Source organism: uncultured Clostridium sp., assembly GCF_963527835.1.
In the GTDB taxonomy this organism is placed as follows: Bacteria; Bacillota; Clostridia; order Clostridiales; family Clostridiaceae; genus Clostridium.
The window spans coordinates 1-26816 of the sequence record NZ_CAURTC010000046.1 but is presented as its reverse complement, the minus strand read 5'-3'; the positions used below and the strand labels follow the sequence as shown (position 1 = coordinate 26816).

At 26.7% G+C, this 26816-nt stretch carries 29 protein-coding genes; 11 read left to right on the top strand and 18 right to left on the bottom strand.

What is annotated here, in order from left to right; translation table 11 throughout:
• The first annotated feature begins 355 nt into the window (after positions 1 to 355).
• From RYM86_RS16435 to RYM86_RS16425, 3 genes are all read left to right on the top strand, one after another.
• Positions 356 to 1645, top strand: a complete 1290-nt coding sequence (locus RYM86_RS16435) for an ABC transporter substrate-binding protein (RefSeq protein ID WP_315081836.1) — start codon at positions 356 to 358, stop codon at positions 1643 to 1645.
• A gap of 133 nt (positions 1646 to 1778) precedes the next feature.
• The gene (locus RYM86_RS16430; protein ID WP_315081835.1) at positions 1779 to 2645 is read left to right on the top strand and encodes a sugar ABC transporter permease; all 867 of its coding nucleotides are present in this window, start codon (positions 1779 to 1781) and stop codon (positions 2643 to 2645) included.
• Positions 2645 to 3550 carry a carbohydrate ABC transporter permease gene (locus RYM86_RS16425; RefSeq protein WP_315081833.1) on the top strand — a complete coding sequence of 302 codons (906 nt, stop codon included), beginning with the start codon at positions 2645 to 2647 and terminating at the stop codon, positions 3548 to 3550. Before RYM86_RS16430 ends, RYM86_RS16425 begins: the two co-directional genes overlap by 1 nt.
• Positions 3551 to 3590: 40 nt before the next feature.
• Here the strand turns inward: RYM86_RS16425 and RYM86_RS16420 are convergent, their stop codons facing one another.
• The 12 genes from RYM86_RS16420 to RYM86_RS16365 form a co-directional block, all read right to left on the bottom strand.
• Positions 3591 to 4280: a DNA alkylation repair protein gene (locus tag RYM86_RS16420; protein WP_315081832.1), complete on the bottom strand. Its 690-nt coding sequence runs from the start codon at positions 4278 to 4280 to the stop codon at positions 3591 to 3593.
• Between the two features lie 305 nt (positions 4281 to 4585).
• The gene (locus tag RYM86_RS16415; protein ID WP_315081831.1) at positions 4586 to 6613 is read right to left on the bottom strand and encodes an N-acetylmuramoyl-L-alanine amidase; all 2028 of its coding nucleotides are present in this window, start codon (positions 6611 to 6613) and stop codon (positions 4586 to 4588) included.
• A gap of 282 nt (positions 6614 to 6895) precedes the next feature.
• Positions 6896 to 7519, bottom strand: a complete 624-nt coding sequence (locus tag RYM86_RS16410) for a PilZ domain-containing protein (RefSeq protein ID WP_315081830.1) — start codon at positions 7517 to 7519, stop codon at positions 6896 to 6898.
• Positions 7520 to 8172: 653 nt separating this feature from the next.
• On the bottom strand, positions 8173 to 9468 hold the full coding sequence (locus RYM86_RS16405) for an FtsW/RodA/SpoVE family cell cycle protein (protein ID WP_315081829.1): 1296 nt from the start codon (positions 9466 to 9468) through the stop codon (positions 8173 to 8175).
• Positions 9469 to 9567: 99 nt separating this feature from the next.
• The gene (locus RYM86_RS16400) at positions 9568 to 9993 is read right to left on the bottom strand and encodes a PadR family transcriptional regulator (protein WP_315081827.1); all 426 of its coding nucleotides are present in this window, start codon (positions 9991 to 9993) and stop codon (positions 9568 to 9570) included.
• A gap of 11 nt (positions 9994 to 10004) precedes the next feature.
• Entirely contained in the window at positions 10005 to 10529 is a 525-nt protein-coding gene (locus RYM86_RS16395) for an RNA polymerase sigma factor (protein ID WP_315081825.1), read from the bottom strand.
• A 489-nt stretch (positions 10530 to 11018) separates the two neighbouring features.
• Positions 11019 to 11429 (bottom strand): peptide deformylase, encoded by a 411-nt coding sequence (locus RYM86_RS16390; RefSeq protein ID WP_315081824.1) that lies wholly within the window; start codon positions 11427 to 11429, stop codon positions 11019 to 11021.
• A 265-nt stretch (positions 11430 to 11694) separates the two neighbouring features.
• Positions 11695 to 11997, bottom strand: a complete 303-nt coding sequence (locus RYM86_RS16385) for a hypothetical protein (protein WP_315081823.1) — start codon at positions 11995 to 11997, stop codon at positions 11695 to 11697.
• 507 nt (positions 11998 to 12504) lie between these two features.
• Positions 12505 to 13533: a sensor histidine kinase gene (locus tag RYM86_RS16380; RefSeq protein WP_315081822.1), complete on the bottom strand. Its 1029-nt coding sequence runs from the start codon at positions 13531 to 13533 to the stop codon at positions 12505 to 12507.
• Entirely contained in the window at positions 13526 to 14212 is a 687-nt protein-coding gene (locus RYM86_RS16375) for a response regulator transcription factor (RefSeq protein WP_315081821.1), read from the bottom strand. Before RYM86_RS16375 ends, RYM86_RS16380 begins: the two co-directional genes overlap by 8 nt.
• Before the next feature lie 43 nt (positions 14213 to 14255).
• Positions 14256 to 16304 carry an ABC transporter permease gene (locus tag RYM86_RS16370; protein ID WP_315081820.1) on the bottom strand — a complete coding sequence of 683 codons (2049 nt, stop codon included), beginning with the start codon at positions 16302 to 16304 and terminating at the stop codon, positions 14256 to 14258.
• Positions 16294 to 17070 (bottom strand): ABC transporter ATP-binding protein, encoded by a 777-nt coding sequence (locus tag RYM86_RS16365; protein WP_315081818.1) that lies wholly within the window; start codon positions 17068 to 17070, stop codon positions 16294 to 16296. Before RYM86_RS16365 ends, RYM86_RS16370 begins: the two co-directional genes overlap by 11 nt.
• A gap of 869 nt (positions 17071 to 17939) precedes the next feature.
• Here RYM86_RS16365 and RYM86_RS16360 point away from each other — a divergent pair.
• A complete protein-coding gene (locus tag RYM86_RS16360) occupies positions 17940 to 18617 on the top strand; it encodes a lysozyme inhibitor LprI family protein (protein WP_315081817.1) in 678 nt (225 codons plus the stop codon).
• 73 nt (positions 18618 to 18690) lie between these two features.
• Here the strand turns inward: RYM86_RS16360 and RYM86_RS16355 are convergent, their stop codons facing one another.
• Complete coding sequence (locus RYM86_RS16355) at positions 18691 to 19479, bottom strand: DUF4097 family beta strand repeat-containing protein (RefSeq protein ID WP_315081815.1); 789 nt, start codon at positions 19477 to 19479, stop codon at positions 18691 to 18693.
• A 316-nt stretch (positions 19480 to 19795) separates the two neighbouring features.
• Positions 19796 to 20614, bottom strand: coding sequence for an MBL fold metallo-hydrolase (locus RYM86_RS16350; protein WP_315081814.1), 819 nt, complete (start codon positions 20612 to 20614; stop codon positions 19796 to 19798).
• A 544-nt stretch (positions 20615 to 21158) separates the two neighbouring features.
• Here RYM86_RS16350 and RYM86_RS16345 point away from each other — a divergent pair.
• Both RYM86_RS16345 and RYM86_RS16340 read left to right on the top strand, forming a co-directional pair.
• Positions 21159 to 21290: a hypothetical protein gene (locus tag RYM86_RS16345; protein WP_315081813.1), complete on the top strand. Its 132-nt coding sequence runs from the start codon at positions 21159 to 21161 to the stop codon at positions 21288 to 21290.
• A gap of 120 nt (positions 21291 to 21410) precedes the next feature.
• Positions 21411 to 21542 (top strand): hypothetical protein, encoded by a 132-nt coding sequence (locus RYM86_RS16340; protein ID WP_315081812.1) that lies wholly within the window; start codon positions 21411 to 21413, stop codon positions 21540 to 21542.
• Between the two features lie 222 nt (positions 21543 to 21764).
• On the opposite strand, the gene RYM86_RS16335 is transcribed toward RYM86_RS16340, so the two are convergent.
• Entirely contained in the window at positions 21765 to 22049 is a 285-nt protein-coding gene (locus RYM86_RS16335) for a transcription factor (protein WP_315081811.1), read from the bottom strand.
• A gap of 161 nt (positions 22050 to 22210) precedes the next feature.
• Here RYM86_RS16335 and RYM86_RS16330 point away from each other — a divergent pair, with 161 nt between their 5' ends.
• From RYM86_RS16330 to RYM86_RS16320, 3 genes are read left to right on the top strand one after another with little or no spacing between them, the layout of a single operon-like run.
• Positions 22211 to 22657, top strand: a complete 447-nt coding sequence (locus RYM86_RS16330; protein WP_315081810.1) for a hypothetical protein — start codon at positions 22211 to 22213, stop codon at positions 22655 to 22657.
• Positions 22647 to 22880, top strand: a complete 234-nt coding sequence (locus RYM86_RS16325) for a hypothetical protein (RefSeq protein WP_315081809.1) — start codon at positions 22647 to 22649, stop codon at positions 22878 to 22880. Before RYM86_RS16330 ends, RYM86_RS16325 begins: the two co-directional genes overlap by 11 nt.
• A 27-nt stretch (positions 22881 to 22907) precedes the next feature.
• A complete protein-coding gene (locus tag RYM86_RS16320; protein ID WP_315081808.1) occupies positions 22908 to 23312 on the top strand; it encodes a hypothetical protein in 405 nt (134 codons plus the stop codon).
• Positions 23313 to 23377: 65 nt separating this feature from the next.
• On the opposite strand, the gene RYM86_RS16315 is transcribed toward RYM86_RS16320, so the two are convergent.
• Both RYM86_RS16315 and RYM86_RS16310 read right to left on the bottom strand, forming a co-directional pair.
• Positions 23378 to 23971, bottom strand: coding sequence for an Ltp family lipoprotein (locus RYM86_RS16315; protein ID WP_315081807.1), 594 nt, complete (start codon positions 23969 to 23971; stop codon positions 23378 to 23380).
• A gap of 162 nt (positions 23972 to 24133) precedes the next feature.
• Positions 24134 to 24847: a cell wall-binding protein gene (locus RYM86_RS16310; RefSeq protein WP_315081806.1), complete on the bottom strand. Its 714-nt coding sequence runs from the start codon at positions 24845 to 24847 to the stop codon at positions 24134 to 24136.
• A gap of 120 nt (positions 24848 to 24967) precedes the next feature.
• On the opposite strand from RYM86_RS16310, the gene RYM86_RS16305 reads away from it, so the two are divergent.
• Positions 24968 to 25342 (top strand): PH domain-containing protein, encoded by a 375-nt coding sequence (locus RYM86_RS16305; RefSeq protein WP_315081805.1) that lies wholly within the window; start codon positions 24968 to 24970, stop codon positions 25340 to 25342.
• 79 nt (positions 25343 to 25421) lie between these two features.
• On the opposite strand, the gene RYM86_RS16300 is transcribed toward RYM86_RS16305, so the two are convergent.
• Positions 25422 to 25766, bottom strand: a complete 345-nt coding sequence (locus RYM86_RS16300) for a helix-turn-helix domain-containing protein (RefSeq protein ID WP_315081803.1) — start codon at positions 25764 to 25766, stop codon at positions 25422 to 25424.
• A 124-nt stretch (positions 25767 to 25890) separates the two neighbouring features.
• On the opposite strand from RYM86_RS16300, the gene RYM86_RS16295 reads away from it, so the two are divergent.
• Positions 25891 to 26526, top strand: coding sequence for an SDR family oxidoreductase (locus RYM86_RS16295; protein ID WP_315081802.1), 636 nt, complete (start codon positions 25891 to 25893; stop codon positions 26524 to 26526).
• The last annotated feature ends 290 nt before the right edge of the window (positions 26527 to 26816 follow it).

Sequence of the window (26816 nt, the reverse complement as noted above, 5' to 3'; positions counted from 1 at the left end):
TGTATCTAAAATCATATTAGAAATAAATTAATTTGCTATGGCTGAATAGTTACTTAAAATTTTCTTTAATACTACTTGAAAATTAAAATATGTGATGCTATAATTAATTTAAGAAAACGATTTACAGCGTTTTTTAGTACAAGCTTACATCGTTTTCAGGAATCGTTTCCGATATATTTTATTAATATTTCTATTTTTTAATCATAGTAAACGAATTTAAATGTTAAATATAAATTAAAAGTAAAGAGATAGGTATATATTTAATATTGTTCGTATATAATTTACTAACATATGTTTTGGAATCGTTTCCACATATAGTTATATGATTATACTATTTTATAGGAGGGGTACAAAAATGAAATTAAGAATGAAAAAAACATTATCAACAGTATTAGCTGCTTCACTTATGTTAGGTACAGTAGCTGGTTGTTCATCATCTAATGCTGGAAATAGTGCTAAAAAGGATGGAGCTGGAAAGACAGTTAAGGTATTTCAATTAAAAGTTGAAATCAATGACCAATTAAAAGAACTTGCTAAAAAATATGAAGATGAAACAGGTGTTAAAGTTGATATAACTTCTGTTGGTGGTGGTGCTGACTATGGTGCTTCATTAAAAGCTGAATTCCAAAAAGGTACTGAACCTGATATATTCATGATTCAAGGTGCTGGAGATTATGGTGTTTGGCAACATAAAATTGATGAATTAACTGCTGAACCTTGGGTTAAATATGCAGTTAATGGTACATTAGATACAGTTACAGTAGATGGTAAAGTTTATGGTATGCCTGCTGCAACTGAAGGTTACGGATTAATGTATAATAAAGACATCTTAGATAAAACTGGTATTGATCCTTCATCTATAGATACTTTTGATAAACTAAAAGCTGCATTCGAAACTTTAGATGCTAAAAAGGCTGAATTAGGAATAGACAATGTAGTATCTTATACAACTAAAGAAACTTGGGTTACTGGTAACCATACTTTCAATATTCCTTTAGCTGTACAAGAAAAACCATCTCAATTTGTTAAAGATTATGTGGCTGGAAAAGCTGACTTTGTTAATAATCAATATTTTAAAGATTGGATGAACTTAGTTGATTTACTTTGCAAATATGGTGGTGGAGCTACTCTAGATACTATAGATTATAATAAGCAAGTTGCTAACTTTGGATTAGGCAAAACAGCTTTCTTACATCAAGGAAACTGGACTAGTAAAGAATTGGCTGACTTAAATGCAGATTTTCCTAAGGGTTTCGTTCCATTAGCTATTAATAACGATCCAAAAATAAGTGGAAGCATTCCTGTTGGAGTACCTATGTATTGGGTTGTTAATAAAGATTCAGCTGTTAATAAAGAAGCTAAAGACTTCTTAAATTGGATTGTCACTAGTGAAGCTGGACAAACATCTATAGTAAAAGGCATGAAGATGATTCCTGCATTCACTAACTTTACAGTTGAACCTGAAGATGAACTTGCTAAATCTATTGTTGAGTTTAACAAAGCTGGTAAAACTATTCCTTGGGCATTCACAAATCTTCCAGATGGATTCACAATGAATAATATTGGACCTGTATTCTCTAAATTTGCTAGAGGAGATATTGATAAAACTCAAATGATTCAACAATTACAAGATGCTTCTAAATAATGTTTTTAAAATCCATAAGGAGAATATTTCTCCTTATGGATGTTTATTACTCATTAGTACATTACATATAGCATTAATTACACATGAGTTGTATTTGTATATATAGTGATTTTTATTACAAAGGAGTGAAAATATGAAAAAGAATAGTAAGGAACAAAGAGATTTTTGGCTTTTTATAGGTCCCTGCTTGTTCTCTCTTATCATGGTAGTAATAATCCCTTTCTTTATGGGTATTTATTACACATTTACAAACTGGAATGGCGCAAATCCAAAGTATGGTTTTGTTGGATTTGAAAATTATTTAAGCATTTGGAAAGATGCCCAATTTCTTTATTCATTTAAAATAACAATTTTATATACTATTGCAAGCGTAATTACTATTAATTTAATTGGGTTTGGACTAGCATATATAGTTACTAGAAATTTGAAGACAAAAAATATTTTAAGAACTGGTTTCTTTATGCCAAACTTAATAGGTGGATTAATTTTAGGATTTATATGGCAATTTTTGTTTAACTCTGTATTCACTTCAATTGGCCAAAGCATGGGTTCATCATTCTTAGGAACTTCATTACTGCAAAATCCCGGTTCTGCAATGTTTGCAATGTTGATAGTTGCTTCATGGCAATATGCTGGATATATAATGGTTATTTATGTTGCTTCCCTTGAAAATGTACCTGCTGATTTATTAGAAGCTAGTCATATTGATGGAGCTAATGGCTTTCAAACTTTTAAACATATTACAATTCCAATGGTAAGACCTGCAATTACAGTATGTTTGTTCTTAACATTAGCTAATTCATTTAAAATGTTTGATTTAAACTTCTCTTTAACATCTGCAAAGACAACTGAGATGTTATCTTTAAATATTTATAGAGAGGCTTTCGTAGTAAATAATATGGGTATAGGACAAGCAAAAGCTATTATTTTCTTTATATTTGTAACTGCTGTGTCATTAACACAAGTATACTTTAATAAAAAGAAGGAGGTAGAAGCATAATGAAAACAAATGTTGCAGAAAATACCGCTAGTTCATCTAAAAAAAGCAAAAAGCTATCAACGTTAAATGGATATAGCCGTAAATTAGGTGCATTAGAAATTATAACATGGATTGCATTAATACTTTACTTAACTCCTTTTTACTTAATGTTTATAAACTCTTTTAAAACTAGAAGAGAAATCTTTGTAAATACAACTGGTTTACCTTCTGTATGGAACTTTAGTAATTATTTAGATGCAATGGATAGAATGCATATGACAAGTGCATTTATTAATTCTATTATCATTACTGTTGTAAGTGTTGCTTTAATAATTTTATTTTCTTCAATGGCATCTTGGGTTTTAGTTCGTAATCAATCTAAAGCTAGTAAGATTATATTCTACGTATTTGTCTCTGCTATGGTAGTTCCTTTCCAAGCTGTAATGTTACCACTTGTTAAATGGATGGGAATTTTAGGTATCGATTCCATCAATTTTAGTTTGTTAGGTACACATTATGGATTAATCTTTATGTATATTGGATTTGGGTCTAGTATGAGTATATTCTTGTACCACGGCGTAATAAAAGGAATTCCTAAAGAAATTGAGGAAGCTGCTATTATAGATGGTTGTAGCAAATGGAAAGTTTACACTAACGTAATACTTCCACTTCTAAAACCTACTACTGTAACTGTGGCTGTATTAAATGGAATATGGATATGGAATGACTTCTTACTACCATTCTTAACTGTCAATGGTAAGATAAATACTATTCCACTTGCTATGAATAATTTCTTTGGAGCTTTCTCAAAGCAATGGGAACTTGCAATGGCAGCTTTAATATTAGCTATTATCCCAATAGTTATTTTCTACTTCTTTGTACAAAGGCAAATTATTCAAGGAATCGTGCAAGGTTCTATCAAATAACTTATTAAATAATAAAAAGTAGATGACATTTTATAAAATGTCATCTACTTTTTTTCATGTTTCTAATTATAGTTTTTTCATCTTTATCAACCCTATATGATTCTGTAATTTTTTGTAGAGCTTTATTATAAGTAAAATTATCTAATTTATTATCTTTTAAATAAATCATTGTCTTTTCAGGATATTTAATATAACATATTGAAATAGCCCAAGCTACTGCCATTTTTACATAATACCCATCATGATGTATATTGTCTAAAATCTCTATTACTCTATCTATATACTCATCTACAATATAAAAATCAAGTAAAAGAACAACTGCAAATCTAAGTTCAAATTCTTTTTGTGAAGCTAAATATGTCTTTAAAATGTCAAATCCCTTTTCTTTATTAGATTTAAAACATTTTAATCCTGCACAAAAAGTATCACATATTCCCCAATTATAAATCTTAGGCACAAATTCCCTGATATATTTAAATCGTTCTTCAATATCCATTTTAGCTAATCCAATAACCATTCCCTGTAACATTATTTCTTCATAATATTCATTAGAAGCTTCTGCTAAATATTTTCTCCACTCCCCCTTAGAAATTTCTTTTGCAAATTTTCTAAGAACAGGAACCCTTACACCCACAATATTATCAGTATTTGGACATAGCTTACTATGAAACTCTTTATATTTAGAATCTGATAACTCAAATATTTTTTCTCTTATATCTTCATTATTCATAACTTACAAATTTCCTTTCTTAATATGACCTTTACTCTATCTATTTTATATTATACAGGAAAATATTTCTTTAGTTTGTATTATTATAATATCCCTTTTAAAATAAGCAATTATAATGAAAAACAGTAGGTGATTTTATTTTTACATAAAACTCCCTATTGTCACTTGTTCATAAAAATTATACTAATGTTTAATACTATTCATTGCTATTTTTATCTAATTTAAATCTTTCTACTGTATTATTAATTAAATATAAAAAACACCATAAATAGCTTTATAAAAATAAAACTCTTTATGGCGTTCTACTATTTGTTTGATATTATATTAAAGTTTTCATCAATCGCCTCTGCAATTCCCTCTGCAACTTTTTGTTGATAATATGAATCTGCACATCTTTCTGCTTCTTCAGGATTTGTTATAAATCCAACCTCAACTAACACTGCTGGCATATTAGTATTTCTAAGTACAAATAAAGTACGTTCAGCATCATTTTTTACGCTACGATCTTTAGTGTCAATAACTTTTACAATGCTATCATTTATAACTTTAGCCATTTTTTTACTTTTTTCAAGTCTATTATAATCTAAATTTCCACCATACTTATCATCTTTAGGTGCTGTACTATAATAGCTCTCCACACCTTTAGCAGTTTCTACTGCTGAATTATGATGGATACTTATAAAGAAATTGGCATTTTCATCATTAGCTGTATCTGTTTTATGAGAAAGACTTGCTGTTAAAGATCCATAAGATGGTCTTTCTTTAGCTTTTCTTGTCATTATTACATTAAAGCCTCTGTCCTCTAATTCATTCTTAAGTTTAGATGCAACTTGTATATTTAAATCTGTTTCACTATAAGTTGTTCCATCGATTTTGTTTTCAGATCCATAATCTTTTCCATAATCATGACCTGGATCTATTACAATAGTTTTTTCATTTGAAGTTTTATTATTATCTTTATCTTTATTGGAATCTTTATCAGAAGATGAATTCATTCTTTTTCCATCAAGTCCAATAGTATATCCATTGATTACAGTATTAACTAGCATCTTTCCTGTGTTTACATCTAAATAATAATTATCTCCATTACTTGACTTCCAACCTGTTGCAATGGATCCATTATCATTTAAGAAATACCAGGTATTATCTATATTAATCCATCCCTTTGCCATTGCCCCTGTATCATATAAATAATATCTTGTTCCATTATCTGTAATCCATCCACTTTGCATATCACCATTTAAACTAAAGTAATACCAATAATTATTAATATTTTTCCAACCGACTTTCATTAAACCACTATTATCAAAATAATACATTTTATTATTTATATTATTAAGTCCATTTATCATAGCACCAGTATCTTTTAAATAATACCACGTTCCATTAATATTAAGCCATCCTTTTGTCATTGCTCCTGAACTTTTTAAATAATACCATGTGTTATTTATATTTAACCATCCAGTTGCCATACTTCCATTATCTTTTAGATAATACCAATTACCATCTGGATTTATCCAGCCAGTAGCTTTTGTATTATCTGATCTATAGTAACTCCAAGATCCATTTTCGTATTTCCAACCAATATTAGATGAAATATTAACATTTCCACTATTCTCATTACTACTTGTATTAAGAACTTCATTTACATTTGGTAAATTAGGTCTACTTTCTTGCACTCCTGGATTTGGTGATAAATTAGATGAGTTATCTTTATCATCACCATCTTCAACATCAACTCCAGAATACTTTAATAAATCACTATAAAGTGCATTTACTTCCTCACCATATGTAGAACTTGGAGCCCAAACCCCACTTAATGCTTTTACTGTTTTGGCTTTTCCCTTAATAGTTCTAAAATGTCTTGGATCATAGCTATCACTTTTAGGATATCCTTTACCACCTGCATATAATGCTAAATGATCCATGTGAGCTTGTACTCCTTCATCCCAATTATCAAATCTTTCATGAGCATTTTTGTCATTATCATCCCCACCTGCTGCTGTCTTAAGCCCACAAGGATTATTATAACTTTCATTTAAAACACCAGTAAACTTACCATATCCAGTTTCTTTGGCAGCTTGTACATATGCTATTGCAGGGTTTACATCACCACAATCAGATGAATATTCCCAATATAAATCTGCTAAACCAATAAAGTTTTTAGTTGCACCTTTAGATTTAGCCCAATTTTTAGCTTCTTTTACTGTTATATCATTATCTGATATTATTTTATTATCATTACTTGCAGCTTGTACATTCATTGTTGGAATTGCCATTAACATAATTGCAACAGCAAACATCGAAATAATAAATTTCTTCTTAATATTCAATATTTCTCAACCCCTTTTATGTTATATTTTAACACCAAATACATGTTTTAACTACATAATATTCCATTTTAATATATTAATTTTTTATTAAGGATATGTTTTAAATATGTGCTGTTATATGCAATAAGTGAAGTGACATTATAATTGGGCTTTGAGAATTCTTAATTTGAAATTTATTTATTTATACAAAAAATTTACAACAATGGAAAAAGACCATAAATACTTAATTTATCGTCCTAAATTTCATAATAAAAATATTATTTTACTTGTATATATTTAAAATTATTTTGGGTAATATTTGAAAAACTTGGCATTATAATTTTTAAGTATAAAATTTTCTAGTAAATAATTCTGAGATATATCTTTTAATATGAATTCACATCCATAATAATATAAATTATCCTTTTCATATTTTCTTTTAGTAATAGTTTCTATATATATTTTTTTATCTTCTATTGGTAATTCAATAAAAAAGTTAATGCCTTTAGGAATGTCTAAAACACACTCTAACAGTATTCCTCTAATGCTTAAATTTTTACTTGTCATAAAAATAGGTTTAGATAACTCTATTACTTTTTCAGATATATTCCGTATCTCTGTTACCTTTAAAGGCATATTTACAATAATTCTATTGTTATTTCGTCTTTCTTTATCGAGTAAAAATCTTATATTTTTAACCACTATAGTATTTTCTAATATATTATTTATAATACCATTATATATGGATATTCCCTGATTATTATTAAAAATATTTATAAAAACTTCCTCATCAATTTTCAATTCAGTTTTTTCATTAGCGCATATAATTAAAGTATCTTTTTGTATTTTTCTAACTATTCCCATAGTTATTATTTTTTCATCAATAGAAGTTAATTTTGCTGATGAATATTCAATGCTATTTTTCATTATCAAACTTATTAAACCCTTTCTAATATTATAGCTTCATCGGTTTTAGTTAATATTATAAATATAATTTTCTATATATGATTAATATTTCCATTATATATTCGTGCTAAAATTTACTAATATTAATAGCAAACTTTATAAATTATAAAATTCACAAAAATATAACATTAAAATATTAAATATTATATTAAATATTAACTTTTAAAATAATATTATTAAGAATTTTTCACATTAAGCTTAAATATCTCTTTTACTTTTCATTCCACATTCTAACAATAAATTAAAAATAAATATATATTATAGTTGTTCCTTAATAAAAAAGTTCTGAATAAAAAAATCCAAATGTCAATTCTCCCTTATACTACAATATCAACATTTACTTAAAACATATCCTAAAAAATAAAAGTAGTAAAAACAAATTTTTATACATCTCTACTACTTTCATTATCTTTTATTCTTCTATAAATTAAGTTTTATTCCATTATCCATAAACTTTCTCTTCTAGCTTAATAAGCTATCATAACATTTCTTAACATATTTGAAGATTCTTTAAAATAGCCTTTGTAACACATATGACACATTTCATCAACAGTTTATATATATAACTTAATATTGATTTTTCAGCCAAACAATTTTATCTAAATCTTTTTGTATTATATTTTTTCAATTTTAGATATGCTTTTCCCTTTGTATACATTAATTATAATTCCAACTATAAACATGTTTATAATCGTACTTGTTCCTCCATAACTTATAAAAGGTAGTGGCATAGGTACATACGCACTTATAGTAACTTCAAAAGTAATTAGTACATTGCAAATAAATTGAATTGTTATTATAGATACAACTCCTAAAACTAAAGATCTAGCATAAGTATTTTTTACACATACTGCTACTTTAATCATTCTTATTATTAGTACTCCAATTAAAGTAATAATTATAATCCCAACTATCCAACCAAAATTATATATTATATATGAAAGAATATAATCAACATAAAACTCTGGAATAATATTTTTATCAAAGTTAGTAGCTCTTCCAATTAACACTGATGAATTCCTAATTATTTTAAGTTGATTATAAATATATCCATATCCATCAATATTATTACTTCTATCAATAAAATTTGAAGTAGTATCAAAACCTATTTTGCTTAAAATCATAATTAATGTTTCAATACTAATAAATAATCCTAATATCTTCTTGCTTGCTTTTGATAAATATACTAATATACTCAATGAAATTCCGTAAATAATAAAACTAAATAGTGAATTGGTTCTTACAAGTAATATCAATGGTAATAAACCTAAAAATAAAGCTATTATAATTTTTCTTTTATTATTCCAATCATATTTATCATATATTCCTGCTAAAGCAATTATTATTATTATTGGTGCAAAATATCCAATATTTATAGTTAATCCACCTATTGGTAACCATTGTCTTACTCCATTAACACTTTGAATTCCTGAAAATACAGTATAAGCTAAAGAGAATAAACCAATAATATAAATATACTTTGAATATTTCTTAATCTTCCTATAATCAATGAAGCATGACATTATAAATACAAATATCCCCAGTATGCTAAATATAATATTATTCTTTGGTATATGATTATTTTCAAGTGCCCCATTCCACTCAAAAAATCTTATTATTACAGCACTAAATAATACCAATCCAATACTTAACGCTATTATGCTCCATTCTGGCTTAGACTTGTGTAGCTTATTAAGTTCACTTCCTACATGTTTAGACGAACCCATTTCATTAATTGCTTTCTTTAAAGCCTTCTCTTTTTTTTCTCCTGATTTTATATATTCATTTGCCTTTTCTTCTAAATGTGCACTTAATTCATCTCTTATTTCATTATGCATTCTTTTATTCTTTACTTGTGAGCACACATCACTAATATATTTTTTTATATCATCACTATCTTTTATAGTCATCTTTTCATCACCTCACCAGATTATTATTAATTTTTAACTTATTAAACATTAACACTTTAACTACTTTTTATTATTTAAATATCTTATTTTAAAATATACTTATGTTATCTTTTGTAATTTCCCCATATTTTCTAACATTTTAATGTTTTTAGTATCCTCAGCCCTAAATTTTAAATATTCTCTTCCTTTTCTAGTTAATCTATAATATTTTTTATCTATATTATCGCTTTCACGAATCCAGTATGATTCTAATAAAGCCTTTCCTTCTAAGTAATGTAAAATTGGATATATTTCACCTTCTTGCATTAGAAATGTGCCCTTAGACTTAATTCCTAATTCTTTAATTACTGCATATCCATACATATCCTTTCTTTGAATTAATTCTAGTATTAATATTTCTAAGTCAATCTTTTTATTTTCTATTTTTTCCTCTTCTCTCACTACATTTAAAATATTCTGTAATATTTCTTCTTTAGATTCTAATCCTTTACGAATTGCTTTTTTAACTATATCCTCTTTATTCAAAATACACCCTCCTATATTTCAAATTCTTCATTTATTTTATTCATTGTCCGATACAATCTATTTTTAACAGTAGACTCACTTACATTAAGCCTCTTACTTATGTCTTTTATTTTCAAATCACTTTGAAAATATAAAACAAATATCTTAAAAGTAAGTATATCCTTTTTCTTTATATACCCCCATATTTCCTCACATAATGCTTCTTCTTCATAGTTATATTCAATATTTAAATCCTCCTGAATGTTTTTAAATTGTTTCTCATCATTTAGTGAAAATATTGGAATATGGTTTTGTACCATTTTTAATAATCCATAATGCTTATATACTTCATTTCTTGCAATTCTTATTAAATACTTTTTATATTCTTTTATTTCTCTTTTATTTTTTAAAGCTTTATAAAAATTCAAATATATATTTTGCATTATATCTGCTATATCATCACTACTTCTACATTTTGATACTACATATCTTAATACGTCATCATAGGTATTGTTATATATGTCAGTAATTAATTTTTCAATATTTGTTTCTTGCACATTTCACACTCCTTACACTAATAATGATACCTATATATTAAATTTTGTTTCAATAAAAATAAATTTAATTGAAATTTATTTTGGATATGTTTTAAAACAGTTAAATAAAATAAAGTACTATTTATGTTTATAGAGTGTTTAAATCTTTATTAAAACAGTCATTTTCCACTTAAATGACTATGTTTTTACGAAAATAATATATTTAACTTTAAATAAACCTTATCATTTAATATCAAATGATAAGGTTTATTCTTAACACAAAATTATTTTAAACTTTTTAATATATATTACAATTAACAAACTATATTTTTCATAATTAATTTATTTTAAGTAAACATGAAATCAATAGATTTTTTATATAAATTGTAATCATATATTATTTCTCAAGTATATACAAATATCCTTACTCACAATATTTCTCTATAAATTAAAGATACACAAATGACCCACCTTATTATGGTAAGTCCTATTTTCATGTCTACAACTAAATTAAATTATGATTCCTTCAAAATGGTCCATTTCATGTTGAATAATTTGTGCTATAAATCCAGTAAACACCTGCTTTTGTTTCTTGAAGCTTCTATCAAGATACTCCACCTCTATTGTTTCATATCTTTTTGTTTTTCTAAATCCTGTTAAAGATAAACAGCTCTCTTCTGTTTCATAAATCTTTTCTTTTTTTAATATAACTGGATTCACCATAGGCACAATAAGGTTTCCTACAGCAAATACCAATATACGCTTTTTTACTCCAATCATGTTCCCAGCCAAGCCAACACAATGCTCTAGGTTTGCTCTTAGGGTATCTATTAAATCATCAATTACTGCTATATCATTTTTTGTTGCATCTTCTGATTTTTGACCTAAAAATAATATATCTTTTATAATTGGTTTTATCATACTTTATCTACCTCTTTTTTCAGTTATATTTTATAATCATTTTAACCTATTTTATCAGCATTTCAAATTTTACTTTATTTATTTTTCAGCCAATTCCACACATTATTATCTCTTTCTAATTTAAGACTTATATCTATCATAATCTCACTCCTTTGTTTCCTAGTTAATATTTTTAAATATAAAAGTAGCCTTAATTTAAATAATCAAGTCTTTAATCCATTATTTGTGATACGGAGAACCTTATCACAAATAATGGATAATGCTTTTAGTAATATCCCTTTTCACATAACAGTTCATAACAACTATTTACTTCTTCATCAGTAAATAATTTTGCATATTGAGGCTCTACAATAATCGCCTCCATTGTTAATTCAATACATCCTTCTTCTACTAATTTACTAAAACAATCAGATGTTCTGCCTTTTCTGAAAATTTCCTGCGCAGTTCTAACTATTCCAAATCTCTCTATTGTTTCTAGAAATCTTGTCATTTTACAACCACATTCTTTTTCTGCTATTTCACAACTTTTTATAACTTCCTGTTGTAATTTTTTCTCTAATGCGTCCATTTTTCCACTCCAATATTAATTATTTTTATACTACTATTCTATAGTATAATTTAAAATTTTCAATTTTATTTAGTACTCTTAATTTATAAAACTAAAAAATATCCTTAAAAATATATTTTAAAAGGAGATTTTTTTATTATTTAAATTTCATTATATTTTAAATACTTTTGCATAAGTTCTTTATGTTTTACTTCTGATGGTGACAGAAATTTATAATATTAAATTCTATTATTCTTTCTCTTTCATCATTTTATCTCTTCATAAAAAAACTCTAACCATACCTGATAAGAATCGAAATTTTTTTCGTATAATAGTACCTCTACATTCTTATATGATTTTTTCAATCTATTAATGCAAATAGAAAATATTCTCTTTAATAAAATACTCCCCCATAATACATATTGATTTATCTTAGTTCCATATAATAATACACCATATTGCCACTTTTAGTAAAAACCTCATTTACTTATGACACTGTTCTCAGTATCAGTAGTAAGTGAGGTTTTACTATTCTATGATAGGAAATAACAAAGATATTTCAAAACCATCTTTGTATTCTTCTGAAACTTCGATTTCAATTTTTAGGCTATCAGCTACTTGCTTTGCCAAATAAAGTCCCATTCCAGTAGATTGTTTTCTCTGCTCTCCAGCATCTCCTGTAAATTCTTTATCAAATAAAAATGGCAAATCATACGGCTTAACTCCTATTCCATTATCTTTAATTACAAGCATTATATTACCACTTTTATTATCAATCTTAGTAATCAGTATTATGAACGGATTGAATTCCTCTCTATCCATATATTTTATAGAATTACTTAAAACCTGTCTTAACACAAATAGTAACCCTTTTTTATCGGAAAGCACCTGTATATTTCCTACTTCATTATTAATAATAATTTTTTGTTCCTCTATTAAGTTTTTATACTCATCAATAACATCTTTACAGATTTCATCAAGTGATATTTTGGTAAAAATATAATCTAAATGCTCAGATTTTACTCTTGCATAATATAACATTCTTTCTATATCTTCTTGCATTTTAGTTCTTGCATATTCTAATCTCTGATAGATTGGAAATAAAATCTCTTCCTTTCTATTATCAAGAACAAATGTCATCAACGCTAATGGCGTTTTTATCTCATGTGCCCATGTTTCTATATACTCTTCATATTCCTTTAAATTTAAATCTTGTTTTTTGATTAGCTCCTCCTTTTTACGAAGCTTTTCTCCAATTAAATGAATAATTTCTTTTTCTCCACCTGAAAAAAAACTAAGACATACTTCTTCTTCTTTCAAATTTGGGTTGTTTATAAAATCTATAATCGCTTCCTTTTTTCTTTTATCTATACTATAAATTAGAAGACTAATTAAACTATATAACAAAATGCAACCAATTATCATATTTGGAAAAATATAACTAAAACTATTAGCATCAATTAACCAAAGAAAAACACCAAACATAATATTAAAAATCATAATTACAATAAACCATATTTTATATTTAAAAAATATGCTAACTAATTTTCTAATCATTTTCTTTTTCCTCAATTGCCACAAGATTGTATCCCTTGCCTCTTACTGTTATAATTTCATACTTCATGTTTAAACTTTTAATTGTCTTTTTTAACCTTGTCATATTAACCTGTAGTGCATTTTCATCAATGTACTCTTTAGTTCCCCATATTTTCTCAAATAGCATATCTTTTATAACAATTTTACCTACATTTAATAAAAGAAGCTCCATTATTTTTCCTTGATTTTCAGTTAGTACAATGGACTGCTCATTAGCATACATTGTATAAGTTTCTAAATCAAGTTTTACTCCTTTTATTTCAATAAAATGATTTCTATCTTCATATCTACGAAGCAAATTAGAAATTCTAGCTATTAATCTATCTTTATTGCATGGCTTTGTAAGGTACTCATCTGCTCCTAACCCTAAAGCATGTAGCTCATCTTTTAATTGATCTCTACTAGTCAAAACCAGTATAGGGACAGTACTTTTCATCCTAATGGACTTACATATTTCAAAACCAGTTACTCCTGGCAAATTTAAGTCTAATAACACAAGGTCAGGGGATGACTTTAAGATTTCTTCTGCTGTGTTAATAAAGCTGGTAATACAACAAGTATCGTATGCTTCCTTCTGCAATATAGATACAATTTCTTCTCTCATAAATAATTCATCCTCAACTATTCCAATCTTTTTCATTTGAATCCCCCTTATATATTTAACTTAATGTAATTTTATATCATTAACTATCTTCTCTTTTCATATCCATTAATGCTGCTATTTGCCTATCACTTATTTGCATTACAGCAATTATATAACAAAATTCTACCATACAAAGTACAAGAATTATAGGTACTGCAACTATCATTAATGTACCAATTTTTGATTTCATTTCTGAAGGGATAATCCCTGAAAATAATGATCTAATTCCAAATATACTTCCAATTGCCGCAACCACTACTGGAAAATAAAAATACCATTTTATCTGTTTTCTAGCTGATTTACATAAATCATTATAATTACATCCAAGACGAATTATTGTCTGATAGCGTCTTCCTGTCTTTTGTTGCTGCATTAAAAATTGAACTCCTATAACAGTATTGGCAATAATTAAGAAAATAATTGCAAGATAAATTGTTGTATAGCTAGCTGCCACAGTATAAAACAATTGTCTTCCCATATTTTGCAAGTAGCTTTCATACTTTAGATTTGTCCTATTAAGTAATTCATTTACCTGTCTAATTGCCTGCATTAACCCATTATCTTTCACAAAATCATCTTTTAATGTTGTATTCCAATAAGAACTATATTCTCCATTTGTAAAACGATCAAATACATCATCTGAAAGAATAAATCCATAACTAATATTTATAGAACGGTCAGTTACAATATTATCTTGGCAAAGTTGTTCTACAAGCTCATATTCTTCATTTCCTATTCCTACTTTTACTTTTTCTTTAAGTACACTTCTCAATATCTCTGCTGTACTTCCATCTGAAAACTCTAGACCATTATATAATGCTACTTGATTCTTACCAAGCTTGATGGTATCCTTTCCTTCCAACTTTAGAATGTTATTATATCCTGATAGGGAAATCACATTTGGATATGTTAAATACTGAAGATTATTTAATAATATATCTTTATGATTAGAAGCTACCTGCTTCTTCACAGCCTCTATTAAATTTTTTGCAGAAAAGATATCTTTGTTATCTCTACTCCTTAAATTACCTGTTCTAACATCAAATATTTCATTCATATAATTTTGCATTTGTAAATTATCTAATTCTTCCCTTATCTCTTTACCATCTCCTTTAAATGTATAATGTAGCACATTCTGATTTTTTGAACTAGAATTAAAACTTACTGAAACTCCATAACCAAAGCAGCACAATGCTATCAAAACTAATAGTGATGAAACTGCAAGAGAATTTGATTTAAGAAATACATTCTCCTGTAATTGTCTAAATGTAAATACCTCTAACCCATTTTTATTCTTTATCTTTTTAAGAATAGTTTCAAATAATATTCCAATACCATGAAATAAAAGAAAAGTACCACAAAGCCCTAAAACAACTGTAATTCCCATAACCTTAATAGAAGTCCATGAATCTCCTTCAATAGCCAGTACATAAGCAATAACCAATAATGTAACTCCGAGTAAGAGCTTTATTATTGTAAAAACTCCATTGCCCCCCCTATGTTTTTTGTCTTGAGACTCTGATAGTAATTGCATTATTTCTTTTTTTGCAATATTTCTACTTAATATTAGTAATGCTAGCAGTCTAATGATTAAATAACCAAATATTGTCCATAGAACTGCCAAAATAGAAAAAGAAAATTTATGTTCTATAATTCCAAGCCCTACAATTTTAGCTGTAATCATGCTAATCATTTCTGATATAAAAACAGCTATGGGAATTCCAATAGCAAGTGATATAATACTATTCCATACCTCTTCTACCAGAAGCATAAAGAATAATCTTTTACGACGCATACCAAGCATCAAATACATACCAATCTCATGACTTCTTTTTTCTAATTGATACTTTCCTGAAAAATAAACTAAAAAGAATAAGATAAATAGTGAAATTGCATATAGTACAGGAGTTAGTAATAATAGATGATTAACTGCATCACTTTCTATTGTTTTTAAGAATATTATTACATCCTGATTTTCTAATGATAAAATAATATAAAATGCTATTATTGACACAATCAAAGATACAAAAAATAGTCCATTTTCTTTTCTATTTCGTTTACTATTTTTCTTAACTAAATCAAAGAACATTTGCACTTCCTCCTCCCAATTGTGCCATTACCAAAATAATTCTTTCATAAAAAGCTTCTTGAGATTCTTCTGGAACTCTTCTTCTAATTTCGTGAAAAATAATTCCATCCTGAATAAATAAAATTCGTGAACAGTACCTTGCTGCATTTGGATCATGAGTTACCATTAAAATAGTTACCTTCTGCTCCTTATTTAGTCCAGAAAGTTTTTTCATTAATAACTTTGCATTCTTTGAATCTAATGCACCTGTTGGCTCATCTGCAAGAACTATTCCCGGATTCATAATTAATGCTCTAGCCGCTGCTACACGCTGTTTTTGTCCACCAGACATTTCTGATGGGAATTTTGTCATTACATCTTCAATCTCAAAATATTTTGTAAGTTCATCAATTCTTTTTTCATCTTCTTTTCCTATCATATTATGAATTGCAACAGGCAACATAATGTTTTCTCTAGCATTCAGGTTATCAATCAATTCGAAATTTTGAAACAGATATCCAATACGATTTCCTCTATAATCAGCCAATTTCTTTCCTTTAAACCGGCCTATATCTTCACCCTTTAAAATAATCTTCCCATCTGTTGGACAAGTAGTTGTTGCAATACAATTCAGTAATGTTGTTTTCCCAGACCCACTACTTCCCATAATACCAACAAACTCCCCATCCACAATTTGAAAGCTAATGCCATCTATAGCTTTTGTAATATTATCCTTTTTCCCATAATACTTACGTAAAGATTGTACTTCTAATATTTTCTCAACCATTCCTTATTTCCTCCATTTAATAAAGTGCATTGCACTTTAGATAATAAATTCTAATTTCATAATAACTAAACTAATGTTTTTATTAATCATGTATTTGAGTTTATTATACAAAACAATAATGGCATATAACACTTACAGTTCATGAAAGGTTTGTATGTGTGCAAATAAAAATAGCCTTAGGCTAGTTATATCAATACCTAAAGCTATAAGCCTCATTTACTTATGATACCGTTCTCCATTCATTATCCTAAACTCTATTTACTCCCCAATCACTTTTTTAATTAAGTCAGCTACATTAAAACTATACTTAATATCCTTATTTTATCAAAATTAAAGTATTTATTGAAATATGATATTATATAAAATATATGTAATAATTTATAATCCATTGATCTTTCTTACCAAAATTTATATTAAAATTGATAGTGTAAAGTACGCTATGAAAAAATAACATAAAAAATAAAATAACTAGATAATCAATATAAGTCAAAAGAAGTTTATAATCTACTTTCTCAAATTTAAGAATTGTAGGTAGCTTATCAACTTTAAACTTTTGATATTCAGGACTATTAGAATCATCAAAGCTCATTTGTTTAAGTGGTATATATTTCGAAATGAATAGTAGCAATTCACAAATAGTTTTAACTAAGTATTGATTATATAAAAGTAAATAAGTTATAATTGAATCCATGACAATGACAACCTTTCGTAGTTATTTTGTTTGGTTAGAGATTCAATTTTAACACGAAATTAAGGGGGTCATTGTTTTTTTATACAAAAAAACGGTCGAACCCTTGATATATAAAGAAAAAATTAAAAGCGTAGTGTAAACAAGTTTACACTATCTTAAAATCTAAGGAGAACTTTTAATGAAACAAAAAACAATATTAAGTTTAATTTTAATAGGATTGACTAGTTTCAACTTCATAGGGTGTATAAACAGTACCAAGGATATTACACCTAAAAATGAACAACAAGAAAATATATCTACTGAAAATAATAAAGCTAATGAAAAGGATATAACTAAAACAGCTAATAATTCAGATAATAAAATTACTGAAACTAACAAAATAAAAAATAACACTAATACTAGTATTAATAAGAACTCACAAAATGCTACTAAAGAAGTTAATAATAAAAACACAGAAAAATCAGGAAAAGAAAATAATGCTACCCCCAAAACACAAGAAAGTACAAAACAAATATATAAGGATAAACTAGATACTATTGAATTAGGCATGAAAGATCTAGCAGATTTAAAAGCAGGTGGTACTTGGGAAATGAGATTAGCAGCCAGACAAGAATATGAAAGATGGGATAATGCTTTAAATGAAATATATAGTGTATTACAAAAGCAGCTATCATCTGATGATATGAACAAATTAAAAAATGAAGAAATTAAGTGGATATCCTATAGAGATGATGAATCTAAAAAGGCATCGTTACAATATAAAGGTGGAACAGCAGAACCATTAATATATGGAATGGCATTAGCACAAACCACTAAAGAAAGATGCTATGAATTAGTAGAAAAATATATGAAATAAAGTTGAGACCATAAATAATTTTGCGTAAATACAAAATTATCTATGATCTCTAAAAAAAAACGATTATCTTAATCTAATTTCGTACATTTATTGACCCAACTCCAACCGCTAAATCAAAAGTATAAGTTTCATCACCTGATGTTTGGGCATCAATATTACAATGTCCAAGGCCTTTTTCTGCTAACAACTTAACTGGAGAATTTTTAGGTATTGTAATATCAATATCACCTACTCCCCCTTCATATCTAAGATTTCCCCCTACTTCTGCCATTTTAAGATTTAATTTTCCCACTCCTCCATTAACTTCAATATCTCCACACTTTTCCTTTAAATTTAAATCAAAAATTCCAGCTCCTAAATCTAAATTTAACTTATCAAATTTAATATCTTCACATTTTGATTTTACTGAACCACCACTAATATGAATGTTTTTAACCTTTATCCCTTCTATATCTGCTGTTCCTGCTCCTTGATCAAATGTAAAATCCCCTTTAAATTTTGAAGGAACTAGAATATCGAATTTAGATATATTATCTTCCCCATTTGATTTATATCCTTTTTCAATTACTTGAATTTCATTACCATTTCTTTTTACATCCAAGCCTTCACTTTTTTTAGAAAGTTTACCTGTTACCTTAATTTCTTCACCATCATAGCTTTTAATAGATACATTAGCTGCATAAATTTCCACATCAATATCAGTTGCATTATCAAGATTTATTTTTTCATCTACAAGTTTATTTTCATTTAAAACTTCGCTTTCTTTATTAGATATAGTAGTTTGAGTTTTAGAGTTTGTATTACATCCTACAGATGAAATTAATACTATTCCTACAATAACTAAAATAAATACTTTTTTCATTATTCTTACCCCTTAAATATAAAAATTTTATTTATCTACTACTTAATTATATTATATAATTTTTTCCATAAATATTAACTTTTACTTAATTTAATTGTGCTATTTTAATGTTTACTAATTATATATTCTAGTTTTAGAACATAAGAAAAATATTACTGAAATTTCTCTTTTAAAGGATATTTAATAACAAATATATTTATTATATTCTTATTTCAAAATTAATTATCACAATTAATTTCTTGGTACTCACATAAAAGTTAATGTCAAAGAGAAAAAGCACTACATCCAACCAAGAATAATAGTGCTTTTTTAAAATTTATTTCATCATTTCCAATCTTTCATAACATAAGTTACGAAACAACTGACAGTATTTACGAAATCCGCTTTGTCCAATTAAATAAATATTTGGCATATAACTCATTCTTTTTTGTGAATATGCAATACGTTCCATTCCATTATCTAATCCTGTATGATTACTAAGTGCTATCTCTACCTTTTTATTTTCAGCCTGTTCTATAAAGTAATCTAATGACTTCATATAAATAATAATATCTTCTATATTGGAAGGTGGATTAGATCCACCCCATAACGCAGCCTGATATATCTTTTTATTTTCTGTTACATTAAATATAAAACTAAGACCACCTGGTGTATGTCCTGGAGTATCATATACATAAATTATTTTATCCACAAGGATAATTTTATCTCCATCCTGCACATAAACATCAATTTCATAATCCTTCCATGTCTCAGGTCTACTCTTTTTTGCTGGTTCAGTTTGCCAAAATATATCATCTCTTTTTGATAGATATGTTTTAGCATGAAAAGCATTTACAATCCACTTCCCACATCCTGTATGGTCTATATGTCCATGAGTTAACACTAGCTTTTTTATCTCTCCAGGATTCCAGCCAACATCTTTAATTGCAAAAACAATCACATTAAATGCCTCTTCACATGGCCAAATAGCATCTATAACAATTAATCCATCAGTGGTTTTTAAAACAAAGCAATTTGTTTCTTTTTGTGCAATAATAAGTAAATCATCAAATATAAGCGCATGGGTGAAGTAAGACATATCTTCCATTGCTTTTATTGTTTCTATTGTAATTATTGGTTTTTCTAATCTTAACATTGAATTTTCCTTTGATAATCGTATTATAGAATTTGATAAAACGATGTACAAAGTTTTATATTAAAATGCTGTATCCAAAAAGGTTTAAAAATAAAGCCTTCCTTATTTAGGATATCATATATTTTTGATGAACTTTTCTCTCTGTACAACGTTCTATAATTTTATGTATACAGAGTTAATTCGGTTCTTTGGATGCATTTTTAAATATGCTTTCATCTCTCTATTTCCTTTACTTCTACTAACTTTTATAATATCAAGAGCTTGTTGCTCTCATATATTTATTTTACATAATTATGGTATAATATCTCCTAAACGGTACATCCTACCATTGGGTTGTTACCCATTCAAAAGGTGTAAAATAATATTTGCATTTAAAATAATTAAATAGCACTGTAACATACTTATTTTACTTAGTTTTCAGCTATTGTGTAAAATTTATTAACACTAAATTACTTTTATTATTATTTTGAAAAACTTATTTAGCGTTGACAATATGTTGACAAAAAATAAAAAAAGTAAAGTATACTTAGAAAGGAAGATAAATATGTATTTTAACTGGGAATATGAAATTACTCCAGAAGTTTCAAGATTAATTACAGAGTCATTATTAAGGCTATATGATAATCATAAAGATGATGAAAGAATATTTTCTAAAGAAAAGAACCAAAATAAATAATTCTTAATCTTATAAAACCCTGTAATAAAAATAATAACACTTTATTTAGATCTATAAGTAATCATCAATTATTAATAAAAAATTAGAAAAGTATTATTAATTGAAGGGAGGAATTTAAAAATGTTGAAAGAGAAAAAGAATTGTAAAACTGGAATAACTGTAAAAATAGTTAATCCAGAAGCAATACCAGCAGCAGAAAAGAAAATCAAAGAAATGATGATTGAAATAATCAACAGAAACTATTCTAAATAATCATCTAATATAAACTTATACAATTATATTTTTGTGCTATAACTAAATCTCTTCTAGAGATGTTTTTAGCTCTAATAAGCTCCATGCTGTAAATAATTTTATTATTGGTAATGTTGGGTAGAGTGCAGTATATTGTACTACATTCTACCCTTTATATTTTTTATTAATTTTATAATCTATTTTATATACATAAAAAGGAACATATTTTAATTAACATAAATACTAGATTAATAACATTTTTATATTATTAATCTTTTCTTTATAAATATTTAGTTCTTTTTCAAGTTCTTCAATTCTTTTTTCTAATTGCCTTCTTTCTAATGGTGATAAAGGGTTTACTTCTTCTAATGCTTCAATTTTTAGAACTTCTTCCATATAATAACGTGGTACTTTTATGTTAGGATTCCTAGTTAAAATCCTTTCTTTCTCATATTTTTCTATGACTTTTGTACTTGAGAAATCCCATCTTTCCGCTGAACTCCTACGACTTATTAATATCTTTTCCATAAAATCACTCCAATCTTCTATGTGTAATCCTCTATATTTATTATACTGCTTTATATGTATATTAATTATGTTAATAGCTTACATGTAGTGCTCAATTCAAATTTCATTGGAATAACTTAACTTTTATAGTTATAAGCAACTATCTAGGGAGGCGATATAAAATGAATAAATTATTAAAAATAATAATTCCGATAATTATAGTTTTTATTATTAGTTTAGGAGGTATATTTCTTATAAATAACAATAAACACAAAAAAGAAATTGAACCAATAATAACAGAACAAGAAACAACATTACGTCAAAGTTTAGTTGATGTTTTAAGCAAATACACTAATAATTATCATGTACAGGAACTTTCAACAACTGAAAAAGGTACTAACAATTCTAATTCACCATTACTAGTTACACATTATAGTATAAAAATTGGGGACAAGAATTTTAGTGATGATATATCAATAGATTGGAGTAATAAACATCCAAATGTAGATGATATATTTACTGAAAATAATAAAAAGAATCTTCAGTATATGTTAACTTATGCTACTAAAATAAAACAGAATGAACTCTGGAATGACTTAGAACAAAAAAATGGTATCCATGTCTATTGAACTCGTAAAATCGAATTTAACTTATCCTAACAATGCAGATTTTGTAGGTGCAAATTTAGAAAAAATTTCAGATAATGAAGATGGAGGTGGATATTACCAAGTCAAAGGAAACGTAACAACAATAAATAGTTTTGGTGCAAAAATAAAATATAATTATGTTGTATCTATAAATATAAGTAAAGATTTAAAGCAATATGAAGTTGTAGATTTTAATATATTTTAATAATAAATTTAAAGGGTGGTAAAGTATATGAAAAAAACATTAGTGAAAATTTTTAGCATGATATTTATAAGTTGTATGTTATTTTCAACTAAAGCTTTTGTTGGAACATGGATTCAACATCAAGGAAATGAAGGATGGGTAAATGGTGTTTATTATGGAGGTTGGGAATACCAAAATGATGATGGCTCTAAAGCTAATGGTTGGAAATATATAAATAATAATTGGTATTATTTTGATGCCGCCTACGGTTGTGCTTATACTGGAATTAATACAATAGATGGTAAGGATTATTATTTTGACTCTATAAATTGTGATATGAAGCATGATCAGTATGTTAGAATTGGAAATGGTCGACATGCTGCTATGGTATGGGCTTGTAGTTATGGACATATAGATTATAGCAATACTACTTTTCAAGACTATGTAAAATAAAAATAAGCCAGTAAGCTAGAAATTTTTTCTAAGCTACTGGCTTTTATTTACCATTATATATATTGCTATTCTAAATGGCTTACTGCATATTGGGCTTGATCCTCAGTAAATTTTTCTCCGTATTCAGATATTAATTGATCATGAATCCCGCTTTTTGACATAGACATTGTTTCTTGATATGTTTTTGCCTTCTCTAATGCATTTTTATTCCAATCTGCTTTAACATTATCTATAGCATATTGAGCTGCTTCTGCTGGAAACTTTTCTCCGTATTCAGATGTCAATTGGTCATATACTCCAGCTTTAGACATATACATATCGTCTGAATATGTTTGAGCTTTCTTTAATGCAGATTTATATTCAGTTGGAACACTATCAGTTTTTTTGGCAGAATCTGCACTATCTTTTGAAGCATCTGCTGATGAAGAACTTTCATCTTTAGCTATAGTTTCTGATGTGCTTTCATTTTTTGAAGTAGTAGTTGCTTCGTTATTACCTTTATTTCCACCTAAAGCTCCTATTATTATAAATATAGCAATAAGTATAAACCACCATCTAGTATAAAAAGGTTTCTTATTTTTTGCACCACAACCTAGACACGTTTTTGCACTTGAAGCTATATCAGCTCCGCATGTTTTACATTTAATCATTTTTGACATAATTATTTCCCCTTTTCTAATTTATAGTATCATTGTACATTATTTGTACTTTATTGTAAAACAATCTAATAGTTGTAATATTTGTTTTTGATTTACACAAAAAAATAAAGGCAATATATAAAAATTAATCTACATACTGCCCTTTTACTAATAATATATTTTTTAAAATTTTATAGAAAAATTCTCTGTTTTGAGAGTCTTATAGTCTTCTTGTAATTTAATCACAAACTCTCCATTCATATTCTCAAAATTTGTTCTTACAAATGCTTTATCGCAGTCTATAGATTTTATTAATTTGTCTCTTGAAATAATAGTTGTTCCAAATATAACATATGGAATTTCATATCCATCAACTGTTATATTATCAATTGTTAATCTTATATCTTCAGCACTTTTATTTTCTATTTCTATTATAGCTTTATCATATAGCTCTCCAACTTTATCTACTCCTAAATATGTAATTTTAACATATTTATCGTCAACTAAAACTTTTTGTTTTTCCTTAGGTTGAACTATTCCGCTTGAATTAAAATAAGAACCATCAATAACAGTATCTTTAGCAAGTTCCCCATTATCTTTTAAATAATAAGATATACCTCCATCTTTTATCCAACCAGTTTGCATTGCTCCATCATTTCCTAAATAGTACCAATCAGTATTGCAGTACTTTATCCAACCAGTTTGCATCTTTCCTATTTTAAAATAATACCATTTTCCATTAATTTGTTCCCAACCATCATAATATTTATAATAGCCATTTTCCATCCAACTCCAGCTACTATCTGAATTTTGTCTCCATTCTCCTGAAACTCCTATCGGTATAGCACCCATTATTAATAGTGCTGTTAATAAACTAGATATAATTTTTTTAGTCATTGCATTATTCCCCCTTATAATATAATTTTATAGTTTATGGGGTATTTGTCAAATATTATTCCAATTGGAGGTAGTTATGCTATAATTGAAAAGATTAAATTTATTTTAGGAGGAAAAATAATGATTGATTTCAATAATGGAGCTTTATTTAAGCTAAAACAAATTTCAAATGATGATATAAGTAAGCAAATTGAACCACTACTTATATTTGGTGAAATTATATTAAGTTCTTATAGAGCTATTCGTGATTATGTGGTATTTACATCTAAAAGAGTAATTGCTGTTAATGTACAAGGTATTACTGGTGCAAAAAAAGATTATACTTCTCTACCCTATTCAAAAATACAAGCATATTCTGTTGAAACTGCAGGTACATTTGATTTAGATAGTGAATTAGAAATGTACTTTAGTGGATTAGGAAAAGTAAAATTTGATTTTAAAGGGAATTCCGATATAGTTAAAATAGGACAAGTAATAAGTGAATTTGTTTTATAAAAAAGTTTTTACATAAAATAAAGCAGTAAGTAAGATTAATTTCTTTACCTACTGCTTTATTTAAAATTACGAAATATCTTTATTTATTAATATAAGTATGGAAATCTTCATATTCTTTTGACCACTTTTTTAATGAATCTAATACAGGTAAAAATTTTTCGCCAATTTCAGTAAGAGAATATTCTACTTTAGGTGGTATTTGATTAAATACATTTCTATGAACAATTCCATATCCCTCCAATGATTTTAATTGTTTAGATAATGTTGCTTGTGTCATTTCTGGTAATTTTCTATGTAATTCACCAAATCTATGTGTTTTCTCATTTAATAAATATATAATTAACATATTCCATTTTCCACTAACTATTTTCTGAACTTTTGCAAATGAACAATCTTTAAAATTTTTTTCTTCACGAACTTCCATAAAAACACTCCTTTTACTATTTTTTTAAATAGTACTATCTTTTTTAATAGTACTTTATTTTAATATTATATTATGATAAATTAAATCTATCAACAAAAATTATCTATTAGGAGTGATTTATATTATGAAAATTGCCGTTTTTGGTGCAACAGGTGGAATCGGAAAATTTATTGTAAAGCATGCTCTAGCACAAGGATATAGTGTAAATGCCTATGTACGTAATGCAGATAAATTAAAAACTGTCGATAAAAATCTTAATGTATATATTGGTCAAATATCTGATTATAATAAAATAAAAGAAGCCATAGCTGGTTGTGATGCAGTTATAGCAGCATTAGGAATATCTATGAAGTGGGGATATGAAGATAGATCCTCAATAGAAGCTCATAATAATATTATTAAAGCTATGAAAGAATTAAATGTTACTAGACTTATAGATTGGTCTACTCCATCCATAAAATTTAAAAATGATAAACCATCTTTAGCAACAATTATGCCTGGAATTATGGCATCAGTATTACTACCAAAAGCAAAAAAGGTTCTTTTAGAAGTAAACAAACAAGTTATTAATTCTAATTTAGATTGGACAATTGTAAGATTTATGGCTCCAAAAGATTCTCCATTTACTAAAAAAATTAAAGTTAGTTTTGGAGATGTTAAGCTAAATTTTAATATTTCTAGAGAAGATATAGCTTATTTTATGGTTAATCAACTAAAAAATAATGAATATATTCATTCTATGCCTATTATAGGTAGTTAAAATGAAATAAGGACTTCAATTAATATTGATGATCTTAATTGAAGCCCTTATTTCATTTTATAATTGTTTATATAATTCTAATTCCTTTATTTTAATAATTTTAATATTTTCATCTTTTAATAATACCATTTTCCCCATGTGTCTAATCCTCTCTTTAATATATAGTGTAACTATACACCAAACCTTTTGTTTTAATGCATATTATCACTAGTTTTGGTCAATAATTTTAATATAAGATGAATTGTATAATCAAGTGCGACATTAAAAAAAAAGCCCATATTTGAACTATA